15 protein-coding genes are annotated in these 16,936 nt (G+C 49.4%); 7 read left to right on the forward strand and 8 right to left on the reverse strand.

Features of this window, described 5'->3' with window-relative positions; genetic code table 11:
- The first annotated feature begins 473 nt into the window (after nucleotides 1-473).
- Nucleotides 474-1,568: an alkaline phosphatase D family protein gene (locus tag ABYP33_RS08945; protein WP_373090450.1), complete on the forward strand. Its 1,095-nt coding sequence runs from the start codon at nucleotides 474-476 to the stop codon at nucleotides 1,566-1,568.
- Nucleotides 1,569-1,651: 83 nt separating this feature from the next.
- On the opposite strand, the gene ABYP33_RS08950 is transcribed toward ABYP33_RS08945, so the two are convergent.
- Both ABYP33_RS08950 and ABYP33_RS08955 read right to left on the reverse strand, forming a co-directional pair.
- A complete protein-coding gene (locus ABYP33_RS08950) occupies nucleotides 1,652-2,776 on the reverse strand; it encodes a beta-ketoacyl-ACP synthase III (protein WP_373090452.1) in 1,125 nt (374 codons plus the stop codon).
- 305 nt (nucleotides 2,777-3,081) lie between these two features.
- Nucleotides 3,082-3,867 carry a tyrosine-protein phosphatase gene (locus ABYP33_RS08955; RefSeq protein ID WP_373090453.1) on the reverse strand — a complete coding sequence of 262 codons (786 nt, stop codon included), beginning with the start codon at nucleotides 3,865-3,867 and terminating at the stop codon, nucleotides 3,082-3,084.
- Between the two features lie 339 nt (nucleotides 3,868-4,206).
- On the opposite strand from ABYP33_RS08955, the gene ABYP33_RS08960 reads away from it, so the two are divergent.
- Genes ABYP33_RS08960 through ABYP33_RS08970 form a run of 3 tightly spaced genes read left to right on the forward strand, consistent with a single transcriptional unit; the run spans nucleotide 4,207 to nucleotide 7,757 of the window.
- Nucleotides 4,207-5,985: an ATP-binding protein gene (locus ABYP33_RS08960; RefSeq protein ID WP_373090454.1), complete on the forward strand. Its 1,779-nt coding sequence runs from the start codon at nucleotides 4,207-4,209 to the stop codon at nucleotides 5,983-5,985.
- A 2-nt stretch (nucleotides 5,986-5,987) separates the two neighbouring features.
- Nucleotides 5,988-6,932 carry a response regulator gene (locus ABYP33_RS08965; RefSeq protein ID WP_373090455.1) on the forward strand — a complete coding sequence of 315 codons (945 nt, stop codon included), beginning with the start codon at nucleotides 5,988-5,990 and terminating at the stop codon, nucleotides 6,930-6,932.
- Between the two features lie 24 nt (nucleotides 6,933-6,956).
- The gene (locus tag ABYP33_RS08970; protein WP_373090456.1) at nucleotides 6,957-7,757 is read left to right on the forward strand and encodes an energy transducer TonB; all 801 of its coding nucleotides are present in this window, start codon (nucleotides 6,957-6,959) and stop codon (nucleotides 7,755-7,757) included.
- Nucleotides 7,758-7,806: 49 nt separating this feature from the next.
- Here ABYP33_RS08970 and ABYP33_RS08975 read toward each other — a convergent pair whose 3' ends face one another.
- The gene (locus tag ABYP33_RS08975) at nucleotides 7,807-8,127 is read right to left on the reverse strand and encodes an EscU/YscU/HrcU family type III secretion system export apparatus switch protein (protein WP_373090457.1); all 321 of its coding nucleotides are present in this window, start codon (nucleotides 8,125-8,127) and stop codon (nucleotides 7,807-7,809) included.
- The gene (locus ABYP33_RS08980; protein WP_373090458.1) at nucleotides 8,124-9,461 is read right to left on the reverse strand and encodes a flagellar hook-length control protein FliK; all 1,338 of its coding nucleotides are present in this window, start codon (nucleotides 9,459-9,461) and stop codon (nucleotides 8,124-8,126) included. Before ABYP33_RS08980 ends, ABYP33_RS08975 begins: the two co-directional genes overlap by 4 nt.
- 178 nt (nucleotides 9,462-9,639) lie before the next feature.
- Here ABYP33_RS08980 and ABYP33_RS08985 point away from each other — a divergent pair, with 178 nt between their 5' ends.
- Nucleotides 9,640-10,122 (forward strand): glutathione peroxidase, encoded by a 483-nt coding sequence (locus ABYP33_RS08985; protein WP_373090459.1) that lies wholly within the window; start codon nucleotides 9,640-9,642, stop codon nucleotides 10,120-10,122.
- Nucleotides 10,119-10,589 carry a MarR family winged helix-turn-helix transcriptional regulator gene (locus tag ABYP33_RS08990; protein WP_373090460.1) on the forward strand — a complete coding sequence of 157 codons (471 nt, stop codon included), beginning with the start codon at nucleotides 10,119-10,121 and terminating at the stop codon, nucleotides 10,587-10,589. Before ABYP33_RS08985 ends, ABYP33_RS08990 begins: the two co-directional genes overlap by 4 nt.
- Before the next feature lie 70 nt (nucleotides 10,590-10,659).
- Here ABYP33_RS08990 and ABYP33_RS08995 read toward each other — a convergent pair whose 3' ends face one another.
- From ABYP33_RS08995 to ABYP33_RS09005, 3 genes are read right to left on the reverse strand one after another with little or no spacing between them, the layout of a single operon-like run.
- Nucleotides 10,660-12,027, reverse strand: a complete 1,368-nt coding sequence (locus tag ABYP33_RS08995; protein WP_373090461.1) for an NAD(P)(+) transhydrogenase (Re/Si-specific) subunit beta — start codon at nucleotides 12,025-12,027, stop codon at nucleotides 10,660-10,662.
- Nucleotides 12,027-12,314, reverse strand: coding sequence for an NAD(P) transhydrogenase subunit alpha (locus ABYP33_RS09000; protein ID WP_373090462.1), 288 nt, complete (start codon nucleotides 12,312-12,314; stop codon nucleotides 12,027-12,029). The genes ABYP33_RS08995 and ABYP33_RS09000 overlap by 1 nt, the downstream gene beginning before the upstream one ends.
- A gap of 9 nt (nucleotides 12,315-12,323) precedes the next feature.
- Entirely contained in the window at nucleotides 12,324-13,457 is a 1,134-nt protein-coding gene (locus ABYP33_RS09005) for an NAD(P) transhydrogenase subunit alpha (protein WP_373090463.1), read from the reverse strand.
- A 426-nt stretch (nucleotides 13,458-13,883) separates the two neighbouring features.
- Between ABYP33_RS09005 and ABYP33_RS09010 the strand changes: the two genes are divergently transcribed.
- Entirely contained in the window at nucleotides 13,884-16,241 is a 2,358-nt protein-coding gene (locus tag ABYP33_RS09010; RefSeq protein WP_373090464.1) for a CHASE domain-containing protein, read from the forward strand.
- Nucleotides 16,242-16,283: 42 nt separating this feature from the next.
- On the opposite strand, the gene ABYP33_RS09015 is transcribed toward ABYP33_RS09010, so the two are convergent.
- The gene (locus ABYP33_RS09015) at nucleotides 16,284-16,904 is read right to left on the reverse strand and encodes a TetR family transcriptional regulator (RefSeq protein WP_373090466.1); all 621 of its coding nucleotides are present in this window, start codon (nucleotides 16,902-16,904) and stop codon (nucleotides 16,284-16,286) included.
- Between the last annotated feature and the right edge of the window lie 32 nt (nucleotides 16,905-16,936).

Genomic DNA, 16,936 nt, shown 5'->3' on the forward strand with positions numbered 1-16,936 from the left:
CCTGAGATGCGTGGCCTTAATCCTCAGACCATCGCCCTGGCAATGCTTGCAGGGCGGCCTGCGCGCAGGCTTTGCCCAGACCTCGATCCCTTTCCTGCGAACTACCCGTTCAATCTCAAGGCCAGGTATGCCTATAATTCTTCCTGCGTGGGACATCGGTACTCTCCATCAAACTGTTTCTTCGCAAATTCAGTTTAATGAATGCCGGTGTCCCCCGTTAATGATGAAGAGCCGTCGTATTTCACCGTCATGCCATATCTGCGTGCTAGCGTAGTAGGGTAGGTTGCCCAAACATAATTGCCGCTTTGTCAAAAATGTCTACATTGCGTCTTAGTCGGTGCAATTTATGCATGTTTTATTTGCATGACGGCATAGTGTAGTCATCAGAATAATTTCATTAAGTGCTAAGTGTGTTTTCATCATTCCTTGGTTCTATTTTTTTGTTGTCGACGTTAATTGTTTCGGGAGCCGATATGACGGTGTTTTTGCGAAAGTTTATTCTTCTGGTTGTGGTGCTTGCCGGGCCGTCCTCGGTGCTGGCTTACTCACTGACAAATACCGTTAAAAAAGGCAGCATTGCCTTTGGTTCCTGTCTTCAGCAATGGCAGCCCCAGCCTGTTTGGCAGTCAGTGATTGCCCAAAAGCCGCAAGCTTTTGTGTTTCTTGGTGACAATGTGTATAGCGATGTCGGCCCTTATCTTAATGCGGCGTTACCAGGTCGTATCAATCAAGCTTATAAAGACTTAGCTAAGGTCGAAGAGTTGCGGCGGTTTGGTATGAAAAAGAATATTGATGTGTTCGCAACATGGGATGACCATGATTACGGGCTTAACGATGGCGGTGCTGAATTTACTTATCAAACAGAGTCTCGGGCGTATTTTGCCGATTTTTTTGGCCTGGAGCTAGACGGCATCGGCGATTTGGATCAGCGCGGTATTTACCATTCCCGGTATCGTGATATTGGTGGGCTTAGCGTTCAGTTTTTAATGCTCGATACCCGTAGTTACCGTAGTCCCTTGAAGAAGAGCGATCAGAAATCTGCTTGTAGCCCGACCGGAATTATATCGAACACTGATGACGGCGCTACAATTTTAGGTGAAGATCAATGGCGGTGGTTGGCTGGCGAGTTCAAAAAGCCGGCAGATCTGCGGATTATAGCCAGTAGTATTCAGGTCTTACCTACTGAGCATTGCTTTGAGAAGTGGGCTAATTTTCCCAATGAGCGGCAGCGGCTTTTTGAGCTGATCAAAAGCAGTGCGGTTAGCGGTGTGGTGATCATCAGTGGCGATCGACATTTGGCGGAAATATCGAAATTAGAAGGCGTGCTGGGCTACCCGCTGTATGAGATTACTGCCAGTGGATTGAATTCTGCATTTGGCGCCAATAGCCCTGCGGCAAAAGAGCCTAATGTGTTGCGTACCTCAGCGCAAAATGTGCTGAGTGATAATTTTGGGAGCATCCAAATAGAGCGCGATGGTGAGGATGCGGTTTTGCGATTTCAAATTCGCAATGTGGAGGGTGAGGTGTTGGGTGAGGTCGAGTTATTATTGAGTGTTCTTAAGCCTTGAGCTTAATGTTAGTTGTTTTTTGAAATTGAATCTACAGCCTAGCTAAGGCAGCGCAACTGCCTTAGCTAGGCTGTAGAGGGGGGTTATCGCTTGCGAAGAATTAAGCTGCCAATAGAGTAACCGGCGCCAAAGGAGCAAATCACGCCAATATCACCCGCAGTTAAGTCTTCGTGATACTTGGCAAACGCAATAATAGAGCCTGCTGAGGCGGTATTCGCATATTCATCAAGGACAATCGGCGCTTCTTCAGGCGTGGCGTCGCGGCCAAGTAAGCGCCTGCTGATCAGTAGGTTCATGTTGATATTGGCTTGGTGTAGCCACCACCGTTTCAATTCTGAAACCTGGATTCCGTGGTTCTGCAAATGGCTTTCAATGTGTTCGGCGGCCATGGGGCAAACTTCTTTAAACACTTTGCGACCGTTTTGATGAAACAGCTTGTCTGCTGAGTAAGGGGCTTCATCCGTCGTACGGGTAACATAGCCGAAATTAGAACGAATATTATTTGAGTAAGACGTGACACTTTTGGTCCCAACTACGTCAAAGGCGTGTGCGGACTGACAAGTTGTGCTGCTTTCTACCACGACAGCGGTCGCTACATCGCCAAAGATGAAGTGGGAGTCCCTGTCCATATAATTGACTTGGGGGGAGGTGAGTTCAGGATTGATTACTAGTACACCTTTTGAACTACCTGCTTTTATTGCGTCAACGGCGCGTTCTAAGCCAAAGGTCGCCGCCGAGCAAGCGACTAGCATATCGAAGCCAAATCCCTGGATGCCTAAGGCCGCTTGCACTTCAATCGCGATAGCGGGATAGGGGCGCTGGGTATAGGCGCAAGACACTATAACCATGTCAATGTCGGCGGCGGTTTTATTGGCGGCCTTTAGCGCTGCTGTGGCTGCAGCGATCGCCATTTCTGCTTGGTGGGAGACTTGCTCGTCACTGCGTACCTCAAGTATCGGCCGCATACGTGTTATATCTAAAGCCCCCTTTTTTGAATATATGTAGCGACTTTTAATACCAGACACTTTTTCAATAAAGTCTGCGCTAGAAAGTGGCTTTGCGTCTAGCTCTCCTGATTGAATGGCGGCCTGATTTTCCAGATTGAAGTGTTCTGCCCAGGCGTTGTAACTGCTTACGAGCTCCTCATTGCTAATGCTATGTGTTGGAGTCCACAGGCCGACCCCGCTAATGACAACAGAGGAGCTCATTTGATTCATCCTTATATTTCCCGTTTAAAGTATAGGTGAAAGTGTGACCGACATAGCCCAAACAGTCTATATAGCGAAATGACAAAAGCGTAATGACATTTAAAATAGCTGTAGCATGCTAGGAGGCTGCTTTCAAATTGGCACATTTTACCCCTTATCGCAGGGTGAGTGCATAATCAATATGGCGCATTATCAGTATTTGAGTGATTGCGTTCTAGGGCTGGTATCCTAGGCGTTTGAATCCGCCGTGGACAAGGTGGCACTTGATTTGATGAATTTTGCGGGGGGATATTCGCTGTGGGAGTTTATTCTACATATTGCCGTTTTAAGTGTTCGCGCTGTTTGGCGCCTAAACCGAGTGCTTGTTCTAAATACTCATCCATTGAGGCATAGTTTTCGTCAATGGCGGTGAACGCAGCCTCAAGAAACTCCGGCCGGGTAGAGGTAAGTGTTGCGAAAAGGTCTGGGTCTACATCAGGTTTGTCAGCGGCGTATTTGTTAATGAGGTACTCAAGCTCCCCGGCAGGGGGGTAGTATTGGCTCGTGAGAAGGTAATCTTCCATAATGACATCACGGGGAACATCTAGGGCGGACAGAATGAGTGCGGCAGCAAATCCAGTGCGGTCTTTGCCGGCGGAGCAGTGGAACAAGAAGGCGCCGTCATCAAGCTTAAGTAGCAGCTCAAACATTTTACGATAGGTTTGGCAGTGATTTAGTGCTAGCTCCCGATTTATCTGGGTCATCCATGTCGCCATTTCATTGGCGCCAATGTTACTGATCTCGATAATGTCGTGCTGGTTGCCAGGGCTAATGCTGAGATTGTGGATTACTGCGGCTGACAGTGTATTGAGTTTAGTCATGTCTAGCCGGTATTCATGTGCATTGCGGAAGTCGCAGATGACTTTAATTTCAAAGTCACTTAATAAGCGTTGGTCGAGTTCGCTTAAGTTTGAGAGTCGGCCCCCCCGTAATAGCTTACGCCAGCGTATTGTTCCGCCATCCCAGGTTCGGTAGCCACCGAGGTCGCGCACATTGGGAGCGCCTTCTAGTGACAGTCTACGGGTATTGACGTCTGGCGAGGGGGCGGGCATAGCGTTTTAACCTCTTGTAGGAACGTTTAATCTTAGTCTGATATTTGGTGTGATTGCCAGCGTGTAGTGTTGGTGGGCGTGGTTGCGGTAAAAAATGAGGTGTTAGCAGTGAATTATTGGCACTAGACATTTTCATGGTGACCTTTTATTCTGCCTGTCATTATAAATTACAATAATAAGCTTATAACGAAGATTACAATTAAGACCTTTATGAATAGCGCTATCTGAATCGCTCGAGGGGGCGGGTGCGCGGGTGCGCTGACATTCTCAGGGAGTCAAGTAAGGGTTTAGGTTCAAGGAGATATTGTGCCGACTAAAACAATAATAAGAAAATTATCAATGAGGTTTATGTTACACCGTAACAAGACGGCAGGATTAAACAAACGCACGGCTGGCTTTACGCTGCAGCGCTTACTTGTGGTGTTAGCGGTGTCTTTGGCCTTGGCCTTGATTGTCTTTTTACTATGGAAAATGTTGCGTAACCCACTAGAGGCGGGTCTCCATGTCATCCGCCTAGAGCAAATAGACAGTGCCGCTAAAGCTGACGTTGAGCTTAATCAGCAGATATTACGAGCGCGATTAGTGCTTGACTCTGGCGCGAGGGAGCTTGAACTGGCGCGCGATCGTTTTGATGTTGCACAGAGCTCCTTAAGCAGTGGTAAGGCTGGCTTAAGTGATTTGAGCCGGGATATTGATCAATCTTTACAAATATACCGAACCCAAGCGGGCGATAAATTGACTTTGCTCAATGATTATTCGGCACGGTTGGCACGATTGGCGCAATATTTTTCGGTGATGCGTGTGGCGGGTATTTCAGTACTGAATGTGCCTGCGGTGAATAGCTCTGCGTCACTGCGAAAACGCATAATGATGCTGCTTCAAGAGGCCACGGCGTACAGTTTACAGTCCTCGCCGGAGAATGCTTTTGTCATGAATCAGCTGACTACCGAGGTCGGCGAGGCTGCAGACCAGCTTGATAATGATGTTGCGCGGGGCGCCTTAGCTCACCTTCTTGAAACCGTAAGCTTGCTACGCAGCAGTCGCGATGATTTACAGAAGTTAATTGGCCAGTTTGACGCAATTGAGACTGGCGCGGCTTTACAGAACTTACAGTTTGCCTATGAAAATCATTTTCAGGGCCTACAAGACACGGCCCGTCGTTATCGTCAAACTCTTGCTGTATATGCGGTTGCCCTGCTTCTGGCATTTGGGCTGATCGCGGTGCGTTTGCGTTCAAGCTTCTCTGCTTTGGACAATGCGAACAACGAGTTGCAGGATACTAATAGCAATCTAGCGCTAATCGTAAATAAACGAACTCAGGCACTTAGCAAGGCCTTAGACGATTTGAAAATGCAGCAAGGCCAGCTTATCCAGTCTGAAAAAATGGCCTCACTTGGGCAAATGGTTGCGGGTGTTGCCCATGAAATCAATACGCCGCTGGGTTATGCCAGCAGTAATGTTGAGATTATTCGCGAGTCCTTGCAGGGCATGGGGCATGAGGTAGATGCGGAAAGCCGTGAGGAGTTTGATGTATTGCTGGCTGACGTCGAGCACGGCTTAAATCAAATCTCAGAATTGGTTGCGAGTCTCAAGGACTTCAGTCGCGTTGATCGTTCCCAGTCGCAGCTGTTTGATTTGAACACCGGCATAGATACCGCGCTTAAAGTTTGTAATAGCCAACTTAAGGATGGTGTCAGTATTGAGCGACATTTTGCTGAGCTACCTGAGATAAACTGTGCGCCCTCTCAATTAAACCAAGTTTTTCTTAACCTTATTAATAATGCCGCGCAAGCGATGGATGGCAAGGGCTTGATTCAAATTACCACGCGTCAGGTCGGCGGTGATGTAGAAGTTGCTATTCGCGATAATGGCTGTGGTATGAATGAGGGTACTCGCGCTCATATATTTGAGCCGTTTTTTACGACCAAGGCCGTCGGCAAGGGTACGGGTTTAGGTTTGTCGATTGTATTCCGGATTATTGACGATCACGGCGGCACTATCCAAGTTGAATCAGAGCTTGGGAAAGGCACCGAGTTTGTGGTTCGACTGCCGATTAAAAAAGCTGGGAAAGCGGCAGATGTTTCGCCTGCGAATGACGTGGTTCTGCTTGGAGAATAATAATGGATGAATTGACAAATGTGGACGTTGCGGAACAAAAACCGCGTATCTTATTCGTTGATGATGAACCGCGCATTTTAGTGGCACTAAAAGCGTTGTTTCGTAAAGATTACGATGTTGTTACGGCGAATTCAGGTGCTGCTGCGCTGGACATTCTCCGCGAGGGTGATGTTGATGTTGTCGTGAGTGACCAGCGGATGCCTGAGATGACTGGTGTCGAAGTGTTGCGCTCCGCTAAAGATATTCGTCCTCGTGCGATCCGGGTTTTGCTCACCGGCTACTCTGATTTAAGTGCTATTTTGGCGGCGATTAATGATGGTGAGATTTTCCGCTTCATTAATAAACCTTGGTCTAATGTTGATTTGCGCCAAACCATTGCGGCAGCGGTGAAGGCGTCAGCGATCGAGCATGTTGAATTAGTGGTAGAAGGCGATATTAACGAAAAAGTTTACATTCCCGGTATTGACGATGTTGGTACCTTGATTTTGGATGATGATGAAGCGACTCGCGATACCTTGCAGCGAGTACTTGGTCGAGAGCGAGCAGTGTACTCCGCTAGAAACCTCAATGAAGGTCTCGAGCAGCTTGAAAAGCATAAGATAGGCGTGATCATTACTGATCTAGTGGTGGGTGGTGATGTCGTTACTGACTTGCTGAGTGCACTTCGGCAGCATCATCCGAGCTTAGTCGCCATAGTGTTAACTGGGCAGTCTGATGCAGAGCAGGGTATCGACCTGATAAATCGTGGGCAAATTTATCGCTTTTTAACCAAGCCAATTAGCGAGGGTTTATTGCGTGGTAGTGTCAATTTAGCCATGCGTCGCTATGAGATATTACATAAAAATCCGGCTCAAGCATTACGTATTGCCGCCGAGGCGGCGCCGCCAGCAAATGATACTCGTGGAGTATTTAAGCGGATCGGCCGTTTGTTTGGTTTGACAGCATAGCTGCGTAAAGTCGGAGGTTGAATAGTGAGTGAGGTGATGGGTGCGGCGGTGTCGCCAAGAAGGACCGGATTGGGGCAGTCAGCTGAATCGGTAATTGCGATTTCTTTATTGGGTGTTTGTGCGGCGGCGGGTTTAGCGGCATTTTTGTCGTCGGGCGAAGAGCAACGTGTAAGGAGAGCCACCGCGAGTGAAGCGGCAACCTTTGAACTCAGCACTGCGCAAAATGGTGAGGCTCTGCAATCGGAGGAGCAAGCTGTGCTCGCTGCATGGCAGCGTCGACTGGACGGCGAGTTTAGTCAACACGAGCAGAGTAAACTTCAGCAGCAATTAGCCACTCTGCAAAAGCAGTCTGCTGCACTGGCAATGGCTCAGGCAGAAGCCGAGGCCGCAACCCGAGCAGCCGAGGCTGCGGAAACGCGAGCCAAAAATGCAGAAAGAGAGCGTCTAAAGGCAATTGCGTCGGTGCGTCAAAAAGAAGCGCCGGCTAAGGCGTCGCCTATTGACGGCGTGTCGACGAAAGAAGACGTTAAGCCTGCGATTGTTAGTCGCCGCGCCGCGTCAATTGATTGGGATAGCTGTGCTCGGCCGCAGTACCCAGATGAATCTGTGCGGCTAGGGCAGCAGGGTAGCGTTACCATGGAGTTTTCACTTGATGCCTTGGGCGTTGTGCAAGACGGCCGGATTATTGAGACCAGTGGTACACGCCGTTTGGACTATCGTGCCTTGTCGGCCTTGTCTAAATGTAAGTTTGAGCCCGAGTTAGTTAATGGCCAAGCGGTGGAGTCTTTGACCCAGCTTCGTTTTACGTGGAAGCTCACGCGCTAATATATACTAGGTCATTCTTCGCAGTGAATGACCTTTCGCGCTTCTTGTCTTAGCCTTTAGGCTGAGGGTCTTCAGTGTCATTGCTGTTCGCCTCGTTCTCGGCGCTGCTTGGTGTTTTATTTTTTAGCCGATAGGCAAAGGCAATGATTTCGGCAACAGCAATATAGAGCTCTCTTGGTATTTCGCTCTCAAGCTCTACATGGCTGAGGAGCTGGAGGAGCTGCGGGTTGCGGTATATTGGTATATCGTGCTCGGTGGCAATCACAAGTATTTGCCGCGCAAGTTCACCCTCGCCTTTGGCGCTGACTGTGGGTGCACTACGGCCATCATAGTGTAAGGAAACCGCAATTTCGCCTGGCGTAGTCGTCATGCTTGATCTTCCAGTAGTGACTGACTAATGAGTGGTGAGCCTGGCGCCGGGGTAATTCCTGTGTGTGTTTGAATTTCTGTGTCGATCAGACCTTGCTCTGTCAGCCGCTGGCTAAGTTCATTCTGGTGTGCGTCAATTAGGCTGCGGGTAGCCTGAATTTCAGTGTTAAAGCGTATTGCGATTTGCTTACCTTGCTGACTTACAAGGGTATCGATGGCCCCCAACCCTGGAAGCTCGAAGTTTAGATTAACCTGCCAACGCCGCTGGTATTGTTCAGTATCCGATGTGCTATTTTCGGATGACTGCTCCTGTTCTTCTCGTGCACGTTGCCATTGTAGCTGTAGCTGCCAGACATCAATACCGTCGTCATCTCTTACAGGCAGCTCAATTAGGCATTGGTTTTGTAGTGGGTCCTTTTGCTGCAGGTGGAGCAGTTGATGGGACTCCAGTCTGGCAATCGCCCCACGGCTATCTTGTAGTAGTTGTTTTATTAAGGCTTCTTGGCTGAGCTTTAGATCCCTTAATTCGGGTAGCAGTCTAGGTTGCGAGCGCAATACACCGGGTAAATCGCTATTTGGAATGGGCCTGTTGTAGTTGATGTTCGAGCCAAAGCGCGATTTTTGGCTATTCAGCGTTGGGTCTGGGCTTGTTTGGCCACTTGCTAAGAGCGACGAATCGATTTTTGCGCCAGTCCCCCGTACTAAGCCACTGTAATCTTGGCTAAGCTTGGCAGGTTTACTAGGGGGCGGGCTCGCCGCGTTGCTCAAGCGTAAGTTTTCTAGCTTTTGTGCGAGTCTTAGTAGGGCGGTTTTCAGGTCGCCTGGCGGTGCTATGCCGGCAGCGAGATTGCTTTCCATAAAAAAACCACTGCTTTGAATCGCATTTAGGAGGCCTGCGGGGTTGGACACATGCTGGCGCGACGGTAGCGTGTCGAGGAATTCGGTGCTGGCTTTACTCAGCGCTATGTAGCTTGCGGGGCTGCTAATTAGCTGATGCATGTTGGCGAGTAACTGATTGATGCCCTGCTGCTGAGGCAGCATTGCTTTTAGCATGGGGTTAATGGCGCTGGGGCTGGTGTTAATGACTTGGAGAATCGGGCGCTGTAGGGCATCTTTGCCGGTGACCTGCAGCAATAGTTGCTCACCACGCCGCAGTGCGGTTTGGCTTTCTGCCATTAGGCGCAGATTACCTGCAGCAAGTTCGTAAAGATGGTCTGCGCGCTGCCCCATGACAACAGCGTTGAGCACCTTGTCTGTCGGTAATATTGGTGCTGGCCCAGCGGGGCGATTAAAGGCCGCCGGCTGAGTTGCATTGCTCGGATTGATAATAACCATAGCTGGAGTAGGGGCTCGAAGGCGTTATATTCATATTAGCGGCATTTTCATTGTAAACTTGAATTTAAAAAATATCGCGCGCGATACAGTTGTTCGCGATCTAATTGGTTGCTTTAATAGTGACTGTCCATACTGTGAATGTTACTGGCTGATTTTGCTTAATTTAAAGGAGTGCAGAATGAGTACGCTATACGATTTTGAGATCCGTAGCTTACAGGGTAAGGCGCTGGATTTATCTGTGTATAAAGGCAAGGTGCTGCTGGTGGTGAACACTGCAAGCAAGTGTGGTCTTACGCCTCAATATGAAGGGCTGCAGGCGCTTTACGAAGCATACAAAGACAAAGGGTTGGTTATATTGGGTGCACCGTGTAATCAATTTGCCAATCAAGAACCTGGGGATGCGGGCACGATTGAGGGCCGTTGCTTGGTGAATTACGGCGTCAGTTTTCCGGTCACCGAAAAAATCGATGTTAATGGTAAAAATGCCCACCCTTTATTTGTCTATTTAAAAAAAGCGGCGCCGGGCACTTTGGGTAATGCAGTGAAATGGAATTTCACAAAGTTTTTGGTCGGTAAAGATGGTCAGGCGATAACGCGTTTTGCACCAACCACGAAGCCTGAGAGAATTGTTGCTGATATCGAAGCCGCGCTAGCGGCATGAAGATAGATTTGAGTGCGACACCGCCAAAGCTTGCGCAACTGCAGCTGGAAAACCAGTTGTGTTTCCCTTTGTATGCAAGCTCGCGGCTTATTACTCGGCTGTATCAGAGGTATTTGACCCCGCTGGGACTAACGTATCCGCAGTATATTGTCATGATGATTTTGTGGGAGCATGCGCCGTGTTCCATAAACGTGGTGGGCGATAAGGCCTTGCTTAATACGAATACGCTAACGCCGTTATTAAAGCGTCTAGAGCAGCAGGGGTTTATACATCGGCGACGCGCTGATCAAGATGGGCGAATGGTGCTTGTTCACCTAAGTGACGCGGGTGTGGCCTTGCAGGATGCGTGCAGTGAGATACCGGAAAAATTGGCGGCTAAACTTGGGATGAGTCGTGACTCGTTATTAAGTTTAAAGGCTTTACTGGATGAAATCTTGCCCGCGCTTTGCTTGGCGGTTGAAACCTAGGAGTGTGTTGTTTATCTTTAGGTAAAAAAACGGGCTCCTAGGGAGCCCGTTTTGCTGTGCAGTTAAAGCTTTAGTTAAAGGCTTTAATGATATTGCCCAGCATTTCTTTCGCATCGCCAAACAGCATCCGGGTATTCTCTTTAAAGAACAGCGGGTTGTCGATTCCGGCAAAGCCCGAGGCCATAGAGCGCTTCATAACAAACACGTTACGCGCCATATCAACGTTGATAACGGGCATGCCGTAGATTGGGCTGCCTTCCATTTCACGCGCGGCGGGGTTAACTACGTCGTTGGCGCCAATAACGATTGCCACGTCGAAGGTTTCCATGCGCGGGTTGATGGCATCCATCTCCAGCAACAAGTCATAAGAAACGTCAGCTTCAGCAAGCAGTACGTTCATGTGGCCAGGCATGCGACCCGCAACAGGGTGAATGGCATAAACCACTTCTGCACCATTCTGCTCGAGCAATTCCTGAAGCTCTTTAACCACGTGCTGGGCTTGGGCTACGGCCATACCATAGCCAGGAACAATTACCACGCTCGCCGCAGCTTCTAGTACGTAATAAGCGTCTTCTGCGGTCATTGCCTTGGCTTCGCCTTCAATCTTGGCGGCGGTGCCAGTCGCAGATACCGCACTGAATCCGCTAAACAAAACATTACTCAAGGATCGGTTCATTGCTTTACACATGATCTGGGTCAGGATGATACCGCTGGCGCCAACCAGGGCTCCGGCCACGATCAGGATGATGTTGTTAATGGCAAGACCAGCTGCGCAGGCAGCAAGGCCGGAGTAGCTGTTTAGGAGTGAGATAACTACCGGCATATCGGCGCCGCCGATAGGAATAACCAGCATAATACCCAGTAGCAGCGATAGGCCAATAACGACGTACAAATAGGTCGATGCGGCCGGATTAAGCGTGAACATCACGGAAGTAGCAATAATGGCCAGAATGAGGAGGATATTGAAGACCCGCTGACCACTAAAAACTAAAGGTTTGCCGGAGATGCGCTCGCTCAGCTTGCCCCATGCAACCATACTTCCCGAGAAAGTCACGCCGCCAATCAGAATTGACAGGACAATGGTGACGAGTTGGAAGGCATTGGCATCCATTCCGTACAGTGCGGCCCAGCCTACGAATAAGCTGGCGATACCACCAAAGCCGTTGAAAAGCGCAACCATTTCGGGCATGCCGGTCATTTCAACGCTGCGGGCAATCACCGCGCCGATAGCGCCACCAACTACAATACCTGCAATTATCCATTTGTAATCAATGATGCTTTGATCTAGCAGGGTAATGACAACGGCGATAAACATACCTAGCGCAGAGACTAAGTTGCCTTTGCGCGCGGTCGCTGGCGAGCCCAGCATTTTTAAACCAAAGATGAAGAGTACGGCAGCTGCCACGTAGGACAGGTTTACCAGTAATTCGATACTCATTATTTAGAGCCTCCTTTCTTCTTGAACATCGCTAGCATGCGGTCGGTGACCATATAGCCGCCAATGACGTTGATGGTGGCCATGGCGACTGCGATGGTGCCAAGAATGGTGGCAAGCACGGTGTGCTCGGCACCGGCAGACGTCAGAGCGCCAACCAGGGTAATGCCTGAGATAGCGTTTGAGCCTGACATCAGGGGGGTGTGCAGTGTGGCGGGGACTTTATTGATCAGCTCAAAGCCTAAAAATATAGACAGCATTAAGATGAAAGCCAGAAAGACTATTTCCATCATCTTCTCCTAGTTAATCAGGTTTTTAATGGTTTCGTTAACGATTTCGCCGCCGTGGGTAATGACACAGCCTTGGAGAATATCGTTTTCCATGTCGATAACCATTTTCTTGTCATCGCCGTTCCAGCCCTCGTCAACGAGGTTGAAGAGGTTAGATGAGTACATTTGGCTCGCGTCGCGGCAAACAAAGTTAGACCAATTCCCGTCGCCAATAATCGTAACGCCGTCAACAACCACAGTTTTGCCAGCGACAGAGCCTTCGACGTTACCGCCGCTCTCTGCTGCCATGTCGACAATGACAGAGCCTGGCTTCATACCTTTTATCATGTCGCTGGTTATCAGTACTGGCGGTTTGCGACCAAATAGTTGGGCGGTAGTGATAACAATATCGGATTCAGCAATTTGTTTTTTCTGGCCTTCCAGCTGAAGTTTCATTTGCTCCTCAGTCAGGGCAACCGCGTAGCCGTCTTTGGTTTGCCCCGTTTCGCCTAAGTCGATTTCAAGGAATTTGCCGCCGAGTGAACGCACTTGTTCAGCGACCACCGAGCGGGTATCAAAGGCAACAACCTTCGAACCGAGGCGTTTTGCCGTAGCAATAGCCTGTAGCCCGGCTACACCGGCGCCAATGATAAACGTTGTTGACGGCTTTAGGGTGCCTGCAGGAGTCATCATCATGGGGAGAATGCGAGGCAGCTTGGTGGCGGCAAGTAATACCATTACGTAACCCGCCAAGCTCGCCTGTGAGCTCAAGGCATCCATTTTCTGGGAGCGCGTGCTGCGTGGAATCATTTCCATACTGATGGCGCTAACACCCTGATCGCGAAATGCCTTGATTAGCGAATGCTCATTAAACGGATCTAAATAGCTGATATGGATGCAGCCGGCTTTCATTTGGCTGATTTCATCTATACTGGGTTTATTGATCCGCAGAATAATTTCCGCCGAAGCAAGGATGGCCTGACGGTCGCTGCTTACAGTGGCGCCGGCGTCGGTGTATTCCTGGTCGCTGAAGCCGCTGCCTAAGCCTAGGCCCGCTTCAACTTGCAGTGTCGCGCCGGCCCGGATTAGCTTTTTGGCATCTGTCGGAATGATCGCTACGCGGTTTTCACCGGTGGCGAGTTCTTTTGGGATTCCTATGAGCATCTTTGTAGATCCATTGTGGTTGACTATTTTGTTATCGAGTTAACTGCGTAGGATATTACAACTAGCGGAAATATGCGATAAATGTGTGCTCCGGCATGGGTATGCACTTCAGATAAAATCTTCATAAATTAAGATGATAGCGCCATGTTTTGATGTGATGATGCGTTTGTGGGGAGGGCTGGCTCAGTGGGGTGGTGGAGAGGCTGATTTAAAATGGGGCATGGGGGATCTGGTTTGCCTTAAGCGGAGCGTAAATACTGAGTGGGTTTAGGCAGATATACCTATGGTGGCCTAGCGCTCTAGGTCGATAAACTGCTCGTTGAACTGCTAGCGCTGAGCTTGGTGTTTAGATGTTGGGAAAATACGGGTATGCCAGGATGGTTGTAAACAACGTTAAAAACACGGTTTTACGAAAATGGCTGGCAAATGTTTAAACAACGCATACTAGGGATAGCGCTGGTCGCAGTGGTGTATTTCATCGCCGGAAAGCTCGCCCTTTTGCTGGCAATTCCCCCGGGTTATGCAACTGCAGTTTGGCCTGCGGCGGGTATTGCATTGGCCTTGCTTCTACTTAATGGTTATCACCTTTGGCTTGGCGTCCTGCTGGGTTCGTTTTTAGTTAATATCGATTTCGCTAACTTTCAAAGTGAGGTCTGGGAAGATTTTTACCCTACGCTATGGTTGACGTTAATTATTGGCGTTGGCGCGAGCGTGCAAGCCATTGTCGGGGTTTGGTTGCTGCGGCGTTTTGTTGGTTATCCCTTTGAGTTAGACACGGTTCAATCAGTTTGGCGTTTTATTTTATACGGCTGCGGTATCGGCTGTATGCCCGGCGCAACAATAGGCGCATCGGCACTTTGGCTCACCGGGAGGCTCGCGACTGAGAACTACTGGTTTAATTGGTTTACGTGGTGGGTTGGTGATGGTTTGGGGGTCATGATATTCGCTACCCTGATATTTGTTTTTTATGCGCAACCGAGGGAGGTTTGGCGTAGTCGCAGGAGGATCTTACCCGCTGTTCTCCTTGGCGTGACGTTTGTTGTCGTCAGCTTATATGTCACTGCCAGTCGTTGGGAGTTGAGTCGGCAGCAAGCCGATTTCAATGGGCGTACTGAGCAGGTGTTTCAGCGCGCACAATCGGTAATTGATGCTCATTTGGCTACCTTGTACTCGGTTCAAGGTTTATTCGCAGCGTCTAAAGAGGTAACTAAAGCCGATTTTCGCGTTTTTGCAGGCGGGATTTTGGCGCGGAATCCGGGCTTTCAAGCTGTGGCGTGGAATGTCAGGGTTGCGGGCGAAGATCGCCGGTTGCTGGAATCTCAGATGAGCGATGAAATGCGCACGCCCATATTTATAACGCGGCGAGATCACAATGGCGAAATGGTTCTTCAGGATAAAAAAGACGACTATGTTGTTGTTCGTTATATCGAGCCGTTAGCGAAAAATTTAACCGCATTGGCTTACGATATCGGCTCGGCAGATCTTCCGCGAAAGGCCTTATTGCGTGCTGCAGAGACCCAAGCACCAGCCGTTACCGACCCCATTCGCCTTGTGCAGGAAAGTGGTAGCCAGAAGGGTGTTGTAATTTACTTGCCGGTAAATATGTCTGCTGCTGGTGATGTGTTAAAGGGTTATGTGTCTGGGGTATTTCGCGTGAAAGACCTTATGGGCTTTTTGCTGGCGCCAGATTTTTTGCAGGGCGTGTCAGTGTCGGTTTTTGATGCGACGGGGGGCGCCCTTTATCGGAGTGATAAAACTGACCCGCTGGGCCGAGACGCATTGATTGTTGAGCGTAGAGTGTTGCGCGTCGCCGATCAGGACTGGCTGTTTCAAACAGATGCTAATCAGTCATTTCTTGTCGGCACGCGGTCGGTGGTGTCGTGGGGAATGTTGGCGGCTGGTTTGTTGTTTACTGGTTTGCTAGGTATGTCATTTTTGGTGCTAACGGGCCAAAAGCACCGCTCTGAAGTGGTGGGTGATGAGCTTAAGGTTATGCTCGCCCAGTTGCAGGAGACCCAAGAGCATCTGGTCGAGGCCGAAAAGATGGCATCGCTGGGCGGCTTGGTTGCGGGTTTTGCCCATGAATTAAACACGCCACTTGGTATCGCTATTACCGCCGAATCGACGTTGTCTGCAGATTTGCAACGCTTGCATGAAATGCTCCTGACATTGAATAAGCCGTCTATTGAGCTCTCTGAATTGCTGGTGCGTTTGCAAGAAGCGTCGCGCATTGTGCTGGCTAATATACAGCGAGCCGGGAGCTTGATAAGTAGTTTTAAGCAGGTGTCTGTAGATCAAGCGACGGCGGAGACTCGAGATATTAATTTGCACGAATATCTAAGTGATGTGTTTGTGCACCTGTCGCCAAGTTATCGACGTAGCGGCCATGAGGTGATATTGGATTGCCCGCGGACAATATCCTTGCGCACCGTGCCAGGGGGCTTGGCGCAAGTGGTAATTAATTTATTAAATAATAGTTTGATACATGCCTTTGCTGAGGGTGAGCACGGCCGGATTTCCCTGACGGTCAGTCAGCATGAATCGGGTGTTAATTTGGTGTTTAGTGATAATGGCATCGGGATGGCGGCCGAGCATGCGAAGAAGGTTTTTGAACCATTTTTTACAACTCGCCGTGGATCTGGGGGTACTGGTTTGGGTTTACACCTTGTCTACAATATTGTCCGGCAGCAATTGCAGGGGCAGATTAAGGTCAGTACGCAGGTGGAAAGGGGCATGCATTTTTATATCGCATTGCCGTTAGCGATAAATAAATTTGTCGCGTAATTGCGGCTGAACTTTGGCGTTGTTGCCGTTGTACTGTGATGATTATTTAGGTGCGGGCTTAAGTCCTTTTAGGACCAAGTCCATAGACGCGGCAACGTCGTCGGGGTTAATTCCGGGGGGGGGGCTGCTGAGGTGTTGATGAAAGAGCCCTGTAATATGAGAGCGGATATGATGGGCTATGCACTCAGGGGCGAGTTCAAGCGTAATTAAGCCAGCCGCTTGGGCCTTTTCTATAAATCGTTGTATGTGCGCAAAGTTATTTTGTCGGGTGCGTTCAATGTGTGCGTTTAGGAGTTCAGTCTCGTTGCTGAGGGAGTAACGCAGGATAAAGCGGGTGATTTGCGCGGCTGCTGGAGTGTTGTAGATTCGGCTGAAGGCGTCGACGACGACTTGTTTTAATGTGTCAAGCGACGGCGCGTCAGTCTCTATTGTGTTGAGGGCTTCCATGGCGGCTTCAGTCGGCGCGCTGACGCGGTCAATCATTGCAGTGATCAATGATTCTTTGTCACTGAAGTGCCAATAAATTGCACCCCGTGTTACTCCTGCTGACGACGCAATGTCGTCGAGCCGAGTTCGGCTGATGCCTTGCTTGGCGAAGAGGTTTGCCGCAGCGTTGAGTATAGCGCATCGGGTTATTTCGGCATCGGCCTTAGAGCGTCTCATAATTTTAAAATTGGTTGAGGTTTTTGATATCG

It is taken from the genome of Zhongshania sp. (genome assembly GCF_041584495.1).
In the GTDB taxonomy this organism is placed as follows: Bacteria; Pseudomonadota; Gammaproteobacteria; order Pseudomonadales; family Spongiibacteraceae; genus Spongiibacter.

What these genes read in the sequence shown, in the direction of transcription:
- ABYP33_RS08945 (WP_373090450.1), top strand. Translation starts at nt 474, where the DNA reads ATGACGGTGTTTTTGCGAAAGTTTATTCTTCTGGTTGTGGTGCTTGCC.
- ABYP33_RS08950 (WP_373090452.1), bottom strand. Translation starts at nt 2,776, where the DNA reads ATGAGCTCCTCTGTTGTCATTAGCGGGGTCGGCCTGTGGACTCCAACA.
- ABYP33_RS08955 (WP_373090453.1), bottom strand. Translation starts at nt 3,867, where the DNA reads ATGCCCGCCCCCTCGCCAGACGTCAATACCCGTAGACTGTCACTAGAA.
- ABYP33_RS08960 (WP_373090454.1), top strand. Translation starts at nt 4,207, where the DNA reads ATGAGGTTTATGTTACACCGTAACAAGACGGCAGGATTAAACAAACGC.
- ABYP33_RS08965 (WP_373090455.1), top strand. Translation starts at nt 5,988, where the DNA reads ATGGATGAATTGACAAATGTGGACGTTGCGGAACAAAAACCGCGTATC.
- ABYP33_RS08975 (WP_373090457.1), bottom strand. Translation starts at nt 8,127, where the DNA reads ATGACGACTACGCCAGGCGAAATTGCGGTTTCCTTACACTATGATGGC.
- ABYP33_RS08980 (WP_373090458.1), bottom strand. Translation starts at nt 9,461, where the DNA reads ATGGTTATTATCAATCCGAGCAATGCAACTCAGCCGGCGGCCTTTAAT.
- ABYP33_RS08985 (WP_373090459.1), top strand. Translation starts at nt 9,640, where the DNA reads ATGAGTACGCTATACGATTTTGAGATCCGTAGCTTACAGGGTAAGGCG.
- ABYP33_RS08990 (WP_373090460.1), top strand. Translation starts at nt 10,119, where the DNA reads ATGAAGATAGATTTGAGTGCGACACCGCCAAAGCTTGCGCAACTGCAG.
- ABYP33_RS08995 (WP_373090461.1), bottom strand. Translation starts at nt 12,027, where the DNA reads ATGAGTATCGAATTACTGGTAAACCTGTCCTACGTGGCAGCTGCCGTA.
- ABYP33_RS09000 (WP_373090462.1), bottom strand. Translation starts at nt 12,314, where the DNA reads ATGGAAATAGTCTTTCTGGCTTTCATCTTAATGCTGTCTATATTTTTA.
- ABYP33_RS09005 (WP_373090463.1), bottom strand. Translation starts at nt 13,457, where the DNA reads ATGCTCATAGGAATCCCAAAAGAACTCGCCACCGGTGAAAACCGCGTA.
- ABYP33_RS09010 (WP_373090464.1), top strand. Translation starts at nt 13,884, where the DNA reads ATGTTTAAACAACGCATACTAGGGATAGCGCTGGTCGCAGTGGTGTAT.
- ABYP33_RS09015 (WP_373090466.1), bottom strand. Translation starts at nt 16,904, where the DNA reads ATGAGACGCTCTAAGGCCGATGCCGAAATAACCCGATGCGCTATACTC.